We start from the raw sequence: 13113 nt of genomic DNA on the forward strand, positions 1-13113 counted from the left end.
GTTAGACGCCGTAGGCACGCGCGACGCGGCGCTCGACGGTCTTGTTGCTGATCATGGCCTGCAGTTTCGCCATCCACGGCTGGGTGAGGTCGCGGATCTTGCGGTCGGAATCGAGCATCTTGCGGATCGCGTTCACCTTGCGCACGCGCTCCTGGCCGGCCAGCGGACCGTCGCCATTGTCCTTCAGCTGGCGTACACAGGCGGCGCACTGGCGCTCGAGCTGCTGCAGGCGGTCCCAGTCGCTCGCGGTGGCGGCGGCCAGCATCTGGTCGGTGATGCCGACCATGGCTTCGTACAGGGCCGCGATTTCGGTATTCGTCATCATCGCTGCGCTCCCCATCACGCGCTCGCCATGGTCGGGGCTTTCGGCATGGCCGTCGGTGCGGGCTCCGGCTGCTGGACCTTGTCGCCGATCTGGACCCAGGCGCTGCGCAGGTCGGCCAGCAGGCCGTGCACCTCGTCGATGATGGTGACGTCGTTCTTCAGGTTCGCGTGCAGCAGGCGGCGGCTCATGTAGTCGTACAGGGCATCCAGGTTGGCCGCGATCTCGCCGCCGGCATTCTTGTCGAGCGACGCGCGCAGGCCGTTGTCGATGATCGAGATGGCCTTCGAGATGGCCGAACCCTTGGCCGCGATATTGCCGGCGGCGATGTTCGTCTTGGCGCTGAGCAGCGCGACGAGGGCACCGTCGTACAGCATCACGATGAGCTTGTGCGGCGAGGCCGAGGCGATGCCGGTTTCGAGGCCCACGTTGGCGTAGGCATTGACGCCGCGTTTCATGGTTCCAAACATCATGGTTCTCCAATAAATCCAGGTTTAACGGTTGGCGGCGATGGCTGCCAACTGCTGCGTCAGATAACTTTGGGTGCTCTGCATCGACTGCAGCATGGTGTCGAGCGAGGTAAATTGTTTGCGGTACATGGCTTCCACCTGGGTCAGGTGTTGGCTGAACCGGTCGCGCTGGTCGGCCACCGCCTTGATGCTGGCGTTCAGGCCGTCGGTCTTGCTGGCCAGCAGGCTGTTCTTGCCGGTAAAGCTCGTAGCTAGGTTCGTGAGTGCATAGGCGTAGCCCTGCGAGAACGTGACGGTGCCCCGGTCGCCGGTGACGCCGCTGTTGATCGTGAGCTGGATGCCGGCCGCCTTCGATCCATCGGCCGCGGTCAGCACTTGGCCGTTGCCGGTCGCCGCGACGCCGCCGATGGTGCCCGCGACATCGGTGCCGGCGGCCGGCGTGGCGCCGCCGAAGAGGTCGCTGACCGGCGTGCCGGTGACGCTGGCCACTGAAATATTCGAGGTTTCGCCGAATTTGCTCGACGAGATCAACAGGTGGCCATTCGCGTCGACCGAGGTATCGATGCTGTCTCCGGCCGATGCGAACGTGCTGTTGCCGTTGATGGCGGCGCGCAGCATGGACGACAGTTGGTCGTTCGTGTACGTGCCGGCCGGGATCTTGATGTTCTGCACCTTGCTGTCGGTGGCCGGATCGGTCTGGTTCAGCGTGACGGTCCACGTCGTGTTGGAGGCGATCGTCGTCGAACCCGACAGTGCGTTGGCGCTCGTCAGCGTGCCCTGCGTCGCCATGTGCGTGATGTTCACGGCGTATTCGCCCGGCTGCGTGGCCGTGCCCGACTTGTTGTACGTGATGCCGCCGTCGCTGGCCGCCCCGGCCGCCGCAAACAGGCCCGCGATGTTGCTGAAATTGCCGGAGATAGCCGTGCTCAGCTTGGTCGAATCGACCTTCAGGCTGCCATCGTCCCCGAACGTGATGCCGACCTGCGTCAGGTTCGTCATATTGCTGTTCAGGCCCTCGACCGAGGCGCTGAGCGCGCGCCGCAGCTGGGTCTGGATGGCGCGCACCGCCGAATCGCCCTGCAGGACGGCGCCCGATTTAGTGGTTGGGTCGTACGCGGTCAGTTTCGAGATCGTCGAATTCAGGTCGTTGTACGCTTTTACGAACCCGTTGATTGCTGTCGATACCGAGCTCGTATCCTGACTGATCGTCAGCGTCGTGCTGCCAGTCGAGTTCAGGTMCATGCTGACACCCTGCACGACGTCGTCCACGGTCGTGCTGGCGCTCGTGACGGTGATACCGTTCATGGTCAGCTTGGTGTCCTGGGCGCCGCTCGTCTGCGTCAGGCCCTGGGCGCCGTTCGGGTCGTAGCCCAGCAGGCTGGCGATGCCGGCGTTGACGGGGCCGCCGTCCGCGCCGTCCACGCTGATCTTCATCGACGACTTCGCGCCCGTCTTGTTCGACGTGATCACGAGGTGGTAAGGATTGTCGCTGCCGTCCGAGACGATGGTGGCGGTGACGCCCACGTTGGCCTTGTTGATGGCGTCGCGGATGCCTTGCAGGGTCTGGTCCTTCGTGTCCAGCGTGACGGTGCCGCTGGGCTGGCTGCCGTCCTGGGTGAAACCGGCGCCGAGGTAGCTGCCGGCGCTGCCCGCCGYCAGGCCCGCCGCGGCGGGGTTGTTGCCGCCGATCTCGATCTGGCTGCCGTCCGCCGAACTCAGCGTGACACCCGCGGTCGCGGTGGTGTTCGACCCCGTGTTGGCGGCATTGGCCGCCAGGCCGATGCCGCCGGTGACGCTGCCGCTCACCGCTTCCTTTATACTGATGTTGGAACCGTCCGCCGCGAAGAATTGCAGGTCGCCGTTGGCGGCCGAGCCGCTGAATGTGATGTTGGCCGCTGCCAGCCCGTCCTTGATGCTGTTGGTGGCGAGCGCGGTGTCGATCGATGCGGCAGTCACGGTCGTGCTGCCGTCCGACGAGGCCAATGCGACCCCACCCACCGACAATGCATAGTTGCCGCCGCTCGCGACGGTGACGTCGCCGAAGCCGCTGAACAGCGTGGCCGACGTGGTCGTGGTGCCGGCCTTGGCGGAAACGCCGGTATTGCTGGACTCGTCGTTGATGACCTGCGCGAGGTCGCGCGCGCTGCGCGTGGTGCCGTTGGTGCTGATGGCTGTACCATTGATGGTCAGCGAGCCGGTGGCGATGCCGGACGCGGCCGTGCCAACGCTCAGTGAGGTGCCGGTCGTGCCGAACGTGCCGCCGCTGACGCTGCCGAACTGGAACGTCAGCGTGGTCTTGCTGCCGTCGCCGATCTGCTTGCTGGTGGTGGCCTGGCCGCCCGTCATCAGGCTTTGTGCCTGGGCCAGCTGGGTGACGTTGATCTTGTACTTGCCTGGTACCGCCCCGGTGCCGGCGGTGGCGGTCATGAGGTCCTTGTTGCTGGACGTTGTGGTCAGCGCGCTGAAGGTATTGGCCGAGTTCAGTGAAGCCAACGCCGATTGGAAGGTGCCGACGGCGGAGCTGACCTGGCCATAAGCCTGCAGCTTGCCCTGGTACACGCCCGTTTTCGTGTCGTACCTGCTGAGCRGCGCCGATTCGGCATCCATCAGCTTGCTGACGAGGCCGTTGACATCGAGGCCGGAACCGATACCAGGTGAGCTGATCCCCACTTGTTTCTCCTGTGAAAGCGATAATGTAAGTCATTATCGACAGAAGCAAACGGGACTTGAGAGTAGGAAATACCGGTTATTTCGCTGCTCTGCCAATCTGGCAAGAGTAAACGACGTCAAGCGCGGCGGAGACCGCCGCGCTTGACCGAAGACGCACGCATGGAACGCTCAGGCCGTGTGATCAATGAGCAGGCCCTGCTGCATCTTGTCAATCGATTTGTCGATCGACTTCGCGATCTGCAGAGCTTCCTTGGAAGGAATCTGGCGCACGACTTCCTTCGTGCTCTGGTCGATGACTTTGACCACGATATCCTTGCTGTCTTCATCGATCGAGAACTGCAGGCTTTGCGACGAACCCAGCATCGCGTCGTTCATCTTCTTGACGGCGGCCGATACCTCCTCTCGCGACGGCTTGACCCCATCGGCGGGCCGGCTCTTGCCGGTTGCATCCGTCGAAGTCGTAGATGCCGCCGGCTGGGCCGAACGGTCATCCACGCGCGGAGATGCGGGCGAACTCACAGGTTGAATGTTCATAATGACTTCCCTAGCAAAAATTCCTCGGCTGAATTTCTCCAGCCGAGGAATCACTCTACACCGYTATCGGAGGCTTACTACATTACAAATTAGCCACGCAGCAGGGACAGGACACCGTTCGGCAGCGAGTTGGCCTGGGCCAGCATCGAGGTACCGGCCTGTTGCAGGATCTGGCCGCGGGTCATGTTCGCGGTTTCCGAAGCGAAGTCCGTGTCGACGATGCGGCTGCGCGATGCCGACAGGTTTTCCGTCGACGATTGCAAGTTCGAGATTGCCGAGCTGAAGCGCGACTGCAGTGCGCCCAGTTGTGCGCGCTGGTTATTCACCGAGGACAGGGCGGCGTCGGCGACCTTGATGGCCAGCTGCGCTTTGTCGAAGGTGCTGACGTCGATGTTCGCCACCGAGTTCAGGGAGGACGCGCCGGTCAGGCTCCAGCCGCTGGCGTCGGTTACCGAGAAGCTCTGGTCCGAGTCCATGATGATGCGGCCCTTGGCGGCGGCGGTGCCACCGGCGGCAGCCATGCTCGTCGGGGCGGCGATCGGGGCGCCGGCCGTGTCATAGGTGCCCAGCGTCGCGGTGGCGGTGGCCGAATTGTTGGTCAGCGAAATATCGTTGCCTTCGGCATTGGTCAGCTTGATGCCGCCGTTCGTCTCGTCGAAGGACGCGGTCACGCCCGTCTTGGCCGTCTGCGCGTTGAAGGCGCTGATTGCCGAAGCGTAGCCGTTGGCGTCGGTGGCGGCGCCGACCGAGAACGAGATGGTCACGGCAGTGCTGTTGTCCGAGGTCAGGTCGAACGTGTACGACGAGTTGGCCGAACCCTGGAGCAGCGATTCGGTCTTGGCGGTGGCGGTGATCCCAGTGTCGCCGCTCAGTTTGTTGATGCCGGCAACGGTGGCCTTGGCCGATTCGTCCGCGGTGACGGTATAAGTCTTGGAACCCAGCGAGCCGTTGAGCACGATGGCGCCAGCGCCTACCGAGCCGGCGACGGTGGCGGTCGTCTGCTTGGCGCTGAGATCCATGCGGTTGTCGCCGTAGGTCGACGTGGTGAAGTTCGCGCCGGTCATCGAGATCAACTGGTTGGCGTTGGCGCCGACCTGGAAGTTGGCGGTGCCCATCGAACCGTCCAGCAGCTTCTGGCCGTTGAATTCGGTGGTGCCGGCGATGCGGTTCAGTTCCGAGCTGAGCTGGGTGACTTCGGTCTGTAGGGCCTTGCGGTCGCTGGCCGAGTTCGACGAGTTCGACGACTGCACAGCCAATTCGCGGATGCGCTGCAGGATGTCGCCCGAGCTGGACAGGGCGCCTTCAGCCGTCTGGGCCATCGACACGCCATCGTTCGCGTTGCGGGTTGCCTGGTTCATGCCACGGATCTGCGAATTCATACGATCGGAAATCGCGAGGCCGGCGGCGTCGTCCTTTGCGCTGTTGATGCGCATGCCCGAGGACAGGCGCTGGATCGAGGTGTTGAGCGAATTCTGCGAAGCGGACAGGTTACGCTGGGCGTTCAGGGATGCTACGTTGGTATTGATAACGGACGACATGTTGTCTCTCCAGACTTGGTCTTGCGGGGCGTGGCGACGTGCCACTCAAGTTCACTTTGGTCTGCCACGCTGTTCTGTGACATTCAAACCGCTGTTGATGCAGGTAACGGTGCTCTACGGAAAAAGTTTAGAGGGGTAGAGCGAAAATTTTTTCGAATTTTTCGTGAAGCTGGTCGAGACTGAGCTGCCTAGACGGCGGCGAAATCCGGAACTTTAGGGCGAAAAAAATTATTTTTTCAGCATTGCGTGAATTGCCTGGAAACGGGAGACGATAAAAACGAAACGCCGCGCACGCGCAAGGCGTGGCGGCGTCCCTGGGCGCCGGTCAGTCGGCAATCACCACCCGGTTCTTCCCGCTCCGCTTGGCCTCGTACATGGCCCGGTCGGCACGCGCCGTCAGGCTGGCCTGGTCTTCGTTCGCACGCCGCAGCGCCACGCCGCACGAGAACGTGATCAGCATCTTCTCGTTTTCGTGCAGGAAGAAGTGCTTGGTCAGTTCTCTCTGCACGCGCACCATCGCGGCGGACGCGGCCTCGACATTCGTCTCCGGCAGCAGGATGAGGAATTCCTCGCCGCCGAAGCGGGCGATCACGTCCATCGAGCGCAGCGTGTCGCGCACGACCTTCACGAGGTGGCGCAGGGCGTTGTCGCCGGCCAGGTGGCCGTAGGTGTCGTTGAGCTTCTTGAAATTGTCCAGGTCGAGCAGGGCGACGCACAGCGGCGTGCCGCGGCGGTCGGCGCGGGCGCTTTCGCGCTCGAACACGTCGTCCAGGCCGCGGCGGTTGAGGCTGCCGGTCAGCTGGTCTTCGCGCACCAGCTCGCTCATATGCTGCAGCTGCGCTTCCAGGTCGCGGATGCGGGCCTCCGCTTCCTGCACTTCCTGGTGCGCGGCCACCATGCGGTCGCGCGAAGCCAGGGCTTCGGCCTGCACGAGCTTGGTTTCGCGCAGCACTTCTTCCAGCACTTCGTTGAGTTCCTCGATGTTGCCGGCCTGGCGGATGCGCTCGGAAAAGCCGCCGATCTTTTCCTGGTAGTCGCCGGTCGACGCCGCCACGGAACCGAGGCGGTCGATGAACGTCATCATCATGTTCTTCACGGTCGCCTTGACGTCCGCGATGCCGTGCTTGAGCTGGCCCTGCTTGAAGATCACGTCCTTCAGGCTGCGCGTGGCGTCTTCCAGCGCGCGGTGGTCGAGGGGGCCGGCGATCAGGTCCTGCACGGCGGCAATCTGGCCGCGGATCCAGCTGTCGTCGTCCAGCAGTTCCGAGACGTTTTCCAGCAGCAGCTTGAACAGGCGCAGCAGCAACTCCTGCTGCTCGGCCGTGTCGCCGCTCTTCAGTTCGATCTGGTAGCACAAGTCCTTCAGGCGCGTGGCGATTTCCTGCAGCGCTTCCTCGCCGTGCGCGGCCTTGACGGCGGCACCCAGCGATTCCGCCTCGCCCGACAGTTGCGGCGTGCCCGCCAGCAGCGAGGCGACGGCGAACGTCAGGGTGCGGCTGAGCAGGTCGCGCAGCAGCTTCGCTTCGCCGTTCTCGGCGCCCAGCGCGAGGACGGGATGGGAATGGCGGCGCAGGTGTTTTTCGGCCAGCTGGGACAGGGTGCGCGCATAGCCGTCCCAGTCGCGCTGTTTGACGGCACGGTTCAGGCGCGTGCCGAAATCGGTCAGTTCGCCGGGCGTGTCGGCCAGCTTGTGGGCAAAGCCGGACAGCACTTTTTCGGCGCCGGGATCCGCTGGCGGCGGGGGCGGCGGCAATGCCTCGACGCCCGCGATTTCGTTATAGATCTCGCGGTAGGCGTCAGGCGTGGGGGCGATGCGGCGTGTGGCGAGCTGCCGGAACGCTTCGCGGGCGATCTCCGCCGGATTCAGGCCGGGTGCTCCCGGCGGTCGCTGAGTACTGGACATTTTGGACGTTGCAACATGGCATGATTATTGTCGTCATAGTAAGCGGCTTGCTGGAAATCAAATCGCTGAAAAGGCGCGTATTTACCATTTATTCTTATCGAATAAAATTACGAGCGCCACCTAATCGATCAATTGGTTGCGGATTGCATAATGCGTGAGTTCGGCGCTGGTCTTCAGTTTCATCTTGGCCAGCAGGCGCGAGCGGTATTCGCTGACGGTCTTCACGGACAGCGACAGTTCGCGCGCGATCTCGCTCACCGTCTTGCCGGACGCGATCATCGTGAGGGTCTGGTATTCGCGGTCCGACAGCGATTCGTGCACGGGCGCCTCGTGGTTTTCGCCGAGCTGGGCCGCGAGCACCTGGGCCAGCTGCGCGCTGACGTAGCGCTGGCCGCCCGCCACCTGGCGGATGGCGTTGACGAGTTCCTTCGGCGCACTCTGCTTGGTGAGATAGCCGGCGGCGCCCGCCTTCAGCGAGCGGATCGCGTACTGGTCCTCGCGGTGCATGGACAGCATCAGCACGGCCAGGTCCGGCTTTTCGCTCTTGATCTGCTTGAGCACCTCGATGCCGTTGCGGTCGGGCAGCGAGATATCGAGCAGCAGCACGTTGCAGCGCGATTTGCGGAACAGTTTGACGGCATCGAGACCGGTCTCGGCTTCGCCCGCCACGACGATGTCGCGCTGTTCGGCGAGGATCTGTTTCAGGCCTTCACGCACGATGGCGTGGTCGTCGGCAATAAAAACACGGATACTGGCTTTTTCTGTCATGCTCGGGTGGTTTCGCTGCGTCCGGCCGCGGGGGCGGCCAGCCTGATCTTGACGACGACCATCGTGCCGCCTCCGGGCGCCTGCGACAGGGTGAGCGTGCCGCCCAGCGCGCGGGCGCGTTCGCTCATGCCGCGCAGGCCGAACGATTGGGGCTTCAGGCGGTCGGCGGGCGTGATGCCGCGGCCATTATCGCAGATGCCGAGCGTGAGGTGCTGGCGCTGGCGGCGCAGGCTCACCGTCACGCGCGTGGCGCCGGCGTGCTTGGCGATATTCGTCAGCGCTTCCTGGAAGATGCGGAAGAGGGCGGCCGCCTGGTCCGGGTCGAGGTCGATCTCCCTGTCGGCGCTGCGGAACACGCAGGCGATGCCCATCTGCTTTTCGAATTCGCGCGCCTGCCACTCGAGGGCGGCGACCAGGCCCAGGTCGAGCGTGCTGGGACGCAGGTCGAGCGAGATGCGGTGCACGGCATCGATCGTGCGGTCGACGAGGTCGTCCAGGTAATCCGCCTTGTCGCGCAGTGCCGGATCGTCGGGCAGGCGCGCGGCCAGCATGGCCAGGGCCATCTTGATCGCCGTCAGATTGCCGCCCAGGTCGTCGTGGATCTCGCGCGCGATGCGGGCCCGCTCCTGTTCCTTGACTTGCTGGATGTGGTGCGTCAGCTCGGCCAGCCGGGCGCGCGAACGGCGCGTCTCTTCCTGCTCCAGCTTGCTCGTCGTGACATTGGTCATGATGCCATCCCATTGCACGCCGGCACCCATCAGCGGCAGCGGCGTGGCGCGCAGGCTGATCCACTTGACGTCGTTCCAGCCGTGGGCGCGGATCCGGCCTTCCCAGTTCCATGCGGTAAGCAGAGTCCGGGACGCCTCCATCGCATCCTGGTAGCCCTTGCGGTCTTCAGGCAGGATCAGCCGCACGAAGCGCTCCGGATCCTGCTGCAGTTCGGACACCGTGAGGCCCAGCAGCGCCGTGCAGCCCTCGCTCAGGTAGGGGTAGGCCATGGTGCCGTCCGCGCGCAGCACGAACTGGTAGACGAGGCCCGGCGTGTGGTTGACGACGGCCTTGAAGCGCGCCTGGTATTGCTCGAGCGCCATGCCGGCCGCCAGTTCCAGCGACAGGTCGTCGCCGATCGCAAGGAACAGCGAGCGGCTGTCGCGCACGATGCGCAGGAAGCACAGCTTGATCGGATAAGTGCTGCCGTCGGCGCGGCGGTGGCGCGTGCGCAGGCTGACCTGGTCGCCGATTTCCTGGCCCAGCGAATCGAGCAGCGTGCGCAGTTCGGCATGGTCGAGCTGGGGGGCCAGGTCGAGCGGGGTCATGCTGCACAATTGCTTGAGTTCATAACCGAGATTGTGGCGCGCCGCCTGGTTGACGTCGATGAGGCGTAGCGTGTCGGCATCGAACAGGTAGATCTCGGTGGTCGATGCCTGCATCGCGGGCGCGAGGGCGGGCATCTGTGCGGCGTGGCTGGATGTGTCTGGGCTCATGGTCTTCTCGTCTGTCGGTTAGCGCCGGCGCGCGCGCCACTGGACCACGAAGCGGCGCAGCAGGCGCATGACGCGGCTGGCGTGGCGGCCGGACGCCGGCGCCGGGTGCGCGCGCAACCCGTGCCAGGCGCGCCGCCAGCCGCGCCGGATGCCGAGCCGCAATCCACGCAGCGCGCGGCCAGCCCGGTGGTAGGCACGGCTCGAGCGCAGATAATCCAGGCAGCGCGTCTTCACGCCCATGAACCAGCAGTGGCAGCGCGCGAACCAGGTCACCGCCAGCAAGGTCGGCAAGGTCAGCACATACAGCCGCGCCACCACGGCCGCGCCGCCCACCTTGGCCAGCACGATGGTCGCGATGCCGGACAGTGCATGTCCGTGGGCAATGGCGAGGAGCGCCAGGACCTTCACGGGCAACAGCAGGAGGCCGGGCAGCACGAAGGCGCACAGCGCGCCATACGGCGGCAGGGCGCGCACGCGTTCTTCCAGCGCCGCCAGCGCGGGCCAGCGCGCGAGGGCGCGCGTGAGGCGGATGCCGGTATCCCAGCACCACTCCTCGACGAGCAGCACCACGGCCGCCAGGAACACCAGCGGCGCGAACATCCGGCTGCGTGGAAGGGCTCGTGTCATGCCCCCATGATACGGGAAACCGGCGCGCGACCGCCAACGCGGGACACGCGTGCATGTCACCGATGGCGATACAATAGGTGCATGAACAAGGCATTTGTAAAAGAGTCCGATAACGAGGACGACGATGAGGCCCTGGCGCTCGCCCGGGCGATTCCCGCCGGGTCCAAGAACTACATCACGCCGGCCGGCCACAAGGCCATCAAGGACGAGCTGCTGCAGCTGATCGACGTCGACCGGCCGGAAGTCGTGCGTGTCGTGCACTGGGCCGCGTCCAATGGCGACCGCTCGGAAAACGGCGACTACATCTACGGCAAGCGCCGCCTGCGCGAGATCGACCGGCGCATCCGCTTCCTCACCAAGCGCCTGGATTCCGCCTTCGTCGTGGATCCGTCCGTTCATTACGGCAACGACCAGGTGTTCTTCGGCGCCACCGTCGCCTATGTCAACAAGGCGGGCGAGGAGCATACGGTCACCATCGTCGGCATCGACGAGCTGGACCCGCTGAAGGGCAAGATCAGCTGGGTCTCGCCGGTGGCGCGCGCGCTGACCAAGGCCCGCGAGGGCGATGTCGTCATGTTGCATACGCCGCAAGGCAATGACGAGCTGGAAATCCTGAGCGTCGAGTATCCGGAGCCTGCCGCGGACTGAGGCTGCGGCGCGGTTGTTGGGGCTTCGGGCAGGGCGGCGGCAGGATATTGCCGTGGCTGATAAGATGGGTGGTTTCCGCCTCCGGCCCCTCCCGCTTCCCCATCCAATGATCCCTTCCCTCGACGGCACGCCTGCGGCCGATCCGCTGGCCGCGCTGCGCGCCGCCACCGCCAGCCGCCACGCAGCGCTCGATGCCGGCCTGCCGATCGGCGCTCCCGATGCTGCCTTGCGCGACTACATCGCCCACCTGGTCCTGCTGCGGATGTGGCTCACGCCGTTGCACGGCTGGCTGGCCGGCTTCGCGGACGGGCCGCAGTTCGACCACGCGCCGCGCCTGGCCCTCATCGAGGCCGATCTGGCCGAGGCGGGCGTATCCGGTCCGGAGGACGCGCCCACGCCCGCCTGGCCTGCAGCGGCCAGTCCAGCCTACCGTTGGGGCGTGCACTACGTGATCRAAGGCTCGCAACTGGGCGGCGCCGTCTTGTACGAACGCCTGCACGCGCGCCTTGCCCCGCACCGCCTGCGCTACCTGAAAGGCGATGCCGCCGGCCCGGGCCCGCGCTGGCGCGCCTTCACACAGGCGCTGCGTGCCGGCGTGCGCACGCCGGCCGAGATCGCGGGTGCCTGCGCCGGCGCATGTGCGGCATTCGACCACATCCTCGAATTACACGCCGGATCGCGTCCCGCATCCGCGCTTCGCGCCGCAGCTGCCTGATCAACAGGAACTGCGAGCCGAGACGGTTCGTGACTTTGCGCTGAGCAAGCCTGAAATCCGATCGGTTGAGCAGATTGCCACCCAAACCCGTCTGCTTGAGAGGGTATCCAACAAAATTTGCCTATGGAAACAAGAGTGGACTAAATTCACCCTTTATTTCTAAGGATAAACATTGTCATTTCATCTCTACAATGCAGTTTTTCGCAACGAAGAGGGATGAATGAAAAAGATGAAATTGGCCTTTGCCGCCGTAGCGTTTGCAATTTCCGGTTTCGCGAATGCAACCGTAATTACTTTGAGTGTGAGCGGTACGATAGACAGCGGCCAGGATTCATTAGGCTATTTTGGTACCCGAGGACGGAATCTTGCTAATTCGCCCTATGATTTGACCATTACGTTTGGATTTGATAATCCTTCCATTAACTACGCAAAGCCGACTGGCTCCGCTGTCCGTACGAATGAACCTATTGTTGTTGTGATGATAATAGATGGTGTAAGGCATGCGGATCTTATGGACCAACGTAGCAATTCACAGATAGCGATGCAAGTGCCGGGGAACCCGGGAATTCAGTTCGGTATTTCAGGATATGATGTGGGTGGCAATTATTTCAATGCATTTGGAAAGATTCCGCAGAGTATGTCCCCGATTGCATTGACGGATTATCTGAACGTGCCGCTTCAAGTGAAAGCGGATTTGACGTTCCAGTTTGCAGGGTATAAAACAACAGGCGAGATGTTTAAAGATTCTAATCCGACAACTTTCGTCTTGAATGGCGATGCTGCGCCGCTGACTCCGCCAGTGCCGCCAGCGCCGCCAGTTCCGGAACCGGTCCCGCCGTCCGGCCCAACACCGGTACCTGAACCAACCACGGCGATGCTGCTCGGTGCAGGTTTGCTAGGCTTTGCAGCGCTGCGCCGCCGGCAGTCCCGATAGTACTAACATTCTCGGAAGTAGATTCACGTTTTCCCACAGGGAAAACTGGTGCTTTGGCATGAGTCTACTTTCCGAAACGTTAGTAAGTCATGTGCGCGGCATTCGGCCACATTCTCGAATTGCGCGCCGGATCGCGTCCCGTATTCACACCGTGCGCCGCAGCGGCAGCATCGTGCGCCTGCAGCCCAAGCCGATCGACCGCAGCCAACTGGCGCGCGAAATGCTTTATTCGGCGACCAGCATGTTCGTGTTTGCGCTGGTGTCGATCGTTATTTTTCTGCTCAGCGGAAAATCGCATCGTTTCTTCTACGCACATATTGAGGATAACGGCTGGCCATATTTCTTCCTGAGCATCCTGATCATGATGGACGGCCAGGCAATCCACCGAACTTAAGCGGACGGCTCATTTTTCCGCCGTCGACGTCATTTTAATTCTTGACAGGACTGCCGCTTTGCGCGGCCGCCGCCCTGATTGCGAGGGGTGTCCGCGAGCAGGGCGG

Annotated in this window: 13 protein-coding genes; 4 read left to right on the forward strand and 9 right to left on the reverse strand. The window is 63.6% G+C overall.

What is annotated here, in order from left to right; translation table 11 throughout:
• Position 1 precedes the first annotated feature (1 nt).
• The 9 genes from AC1DYX_RS07475 to AC1DYX_RS07515 all read right to left on the reverse strand — a co-directional run bounded on the left by AC1DYX_RS07475 (position 2) and on the right by AC1DYX_RS07515 (position 10316).
• Positions 2–325: a flagellar protein FliT gene (locus AC1DYX_RS07475; protein ID WP_477257861.1), complete on the reverse strand. Its 324-nt coding sequence runs from the start codon at positions 323–325 to the stop codon at positions 2–4.
• Between the two features lie 14 nt (positions 326–339).
• Positions 340–792 carry a flagellar export chaperone FliS gene (gene fliS, locus AC1DYX_RS07480; RefSeq protein WP_477257885.1) on the reverse strand — a complete coding sequence of 151 codons (453 nt, stop codon included), beginning with the start codon at positions 790–792 and terminating at the stop codon, positions 340–342.
• Between the two features lie 24 nt (positions 793–816).
• Complete coding sequence (gene fliD / locus AC1DYX_RS07485; protein WP_477257863.1) at positions 817–3462, reverse strand: flagellar filament capping protein FliD; 2646 nt, start codon at positions 3460–3462, stop codon at positions 817–819.
• A gap of 168 nt (positions 3463–3630) precedes the next feature.
• Positions 3631–3996, reverse strand: coding sequence for a flagellar protein FlaG (locus AC1DYX_RS07490; RefSeq protein WP_477257865.1), 366 nt, complete (start codon positions 3994–3996; stop codon positions 3631–3633).
• Between the two features lie 89 nt (positions 3997–4085).
• Positions 4086–5534 (reverse strand): flagellin N-terminal helical domain-containing protein, encoded by a 1449-nt coding sequence (locus AC1DYX_RS07495; RefSeq protein WP_477257867.1) that lies wholly within the window; start codon positions 5532–5534, stop codon positions 4086–4088.
• Between the two features lie 325 nt (positions 5535–5859).
• A complete protein-coding gene (locus AC1DYX_RS07500; protein WP_477257869.1) occupies positions 5860–7437 on the reverse strand; it encodes a GGDEF domain-containing protein in 1578 nt (525 codons plus the stop codon).
• A gap of 120 nt (positions 7438–7557) precedes the next feature.
• On the reverse strand, positions 7558–8205 hold the full coding sequence (locus tag AC1DYX_RS07505) for a response regulator (RefSeq protein ID WP_477257871.1): 648 nt from the start codon (positions 8203–8205) through the stop codon (positions 7558–7560).
• Complete coding sequence (locus AC1DYX_RS07510; protein WP_477257873.1) at positions 8202–9689, reverse strand: PAS domain-containing sensor histidine kinase; 1488 nt, start codon at positions 9687–9689, stop codon at positions 8202–8204. Before AC1DYX_RS07510 ends, AC1DYX_RS07505 begins: the two co-directional genes overlap by 4 nt.
• Positions 9690–9707: 18 nt before the next feature.
• A complete protein-coding gene (locus AC1DYX_RS07515; RefSeq protein WP_477257875.1) occupies positions 9708–10316 on the reverse strand; it encodes a hypothetical protein in 609 nt (202 codons plus the stop codon).
• Between the two features lie 81 nt (positions 10317–10397).
• On the opposite strand from AC1DYX_RS07515, the gene greB reads away from it, so the two are divergent.
• The 4 genes from greB to AC1DYX_RS07535 all read left to right on the forward strand — a co-directional run bounded on the left by greB (position 10398) and on the right by AC1DYX_RS07535 (position 13007).
• The gene (gene greB / locus AC1DYX_RS07520; protein WP_477257877.1) at positions 10398–10964 is read left to right on the forward strand and encodes a transcription elongation factor GreB; all 567 of its coding nucleotides are present in this window, start codon (positions 10398–10400) and stop codon (positions 10962–10964) included.
• Positions 10965–11070: 106 nt separating this feature from the next.
• On the forward strand, positions 11071–11679 hold the full coding sequence (locus AC1DYX_RS07525) for a biliverdin-producing heme oxygenase (protein ID WP_477257879.1): 609 nt from the start codon (positions 11071–11073) through the stop codon (positions 11677–11679).
• Between the two features lie 220 nt (positions 11680–11899).
• On the forward strand, positions 11900–12613 hold the full coding sequence (locus AC1DYX_RS07530) for a PEP-CTERM sorting domain-containing protein (RefSeq protein WP_477257881.1): 714 nt from the start codon (positions 11900–11902) through the stop codon (positions 12611–12613).
• Positions 12614–12671: 58 nt separating this feature from the next.
• Positions 12672–13007, forward strand: a complete 336-nt coding sequence (locus tag AC1DYX_RS07535; protein ID WP_477257883.1) for a hypothetical protein — start codon at positions 12672–12674, stop codon at positions 13005–13007.
• Positions 13008–13113: the final 106 nt, after the last annotated feature.

This window comes from Massilia sp. P2_C2 (assembly GCF_056404615.1).

Bases quoted from the DNA above. Each gene is read 5' to 3' on its own strand.
- fliS (WP_477257885.1), bottom strand. From the start codon at position 792: ATGTTTGGAACCATGAAACGCGGCGTCAATGCCTACGCCAACGTGGGC.
- AC1DYX_RS07490 (WP_477257865.1), bottom strand. From the start codon at position 3,996: ATGAACATTCAACCTGTGAGTTCGCCCGCATCTCCGCGCGTGGATGAC.
- AC1DYX_RS07500 (WP_477257869.1), bottom strand. From the start codon at position 7,437: ATGTCCAGTACTCAGCGACCGCCGGGAGCACCCGGCCTGAATCCGGCG.
- AC1DYX_RS07505 (WP_477257871.1), bottom strand. From the start codon at position 8,205: ATGACAGAAAAAGCCAGTATCCGTGTTTTTATTGCCGACGACCACGCC.
- AC1DYX_RS07475 (WP_477257861.1), bottom strand. From the start codon at position 325: ATGATGACGAATACCGAAATCGCGGCCCTGTACGAAGCCATGGTCGGC.
- AC1DYX_RS07530 (WP_477257881.1), top strand. From the start codon at position 11,900: ATGAAAAAGATGAAATTGGCCTTTGCCGCCGTAGCGTTTGCAATTTCC.
- AC1DYX_RS07495 (WP_477257867.1), bottom strand. From the start codon at position 5,534: ATGTCGTCCGTTATCAATACCAACGTAGCATCCCTGAACGCCCAGCGT.
- greB (WP_477257877.1), top strand. From the start codon at position 10,398: ATGAACAAGGCATTTGTAAAAGAGTCCGATAACGAGGACGACGATGAG.
- AC1DYX_RS07515 (WP_477257875.1), bottom strand. From the start codon at position 10,316: ATGACACGAGCCCTTCCACGCAGCCGGATGTTCGCGCCGCTGGTGTTC.
- AC1DYX_RS07535 (WP_477257883.1), top strand. From the start codon at position 12,672: ATGAGTCTACTTTCCGAAACGTTAGTAAGTCATGTGCGCGGCATTCGG.
- AC1DYX_RS07510 (WP_477257873.1), bottom strand. From the start codon at position 9,689: ATGAGCCCAGACACATCCAGCCACGCCGCACAGATGCCCGCCCTCGCG.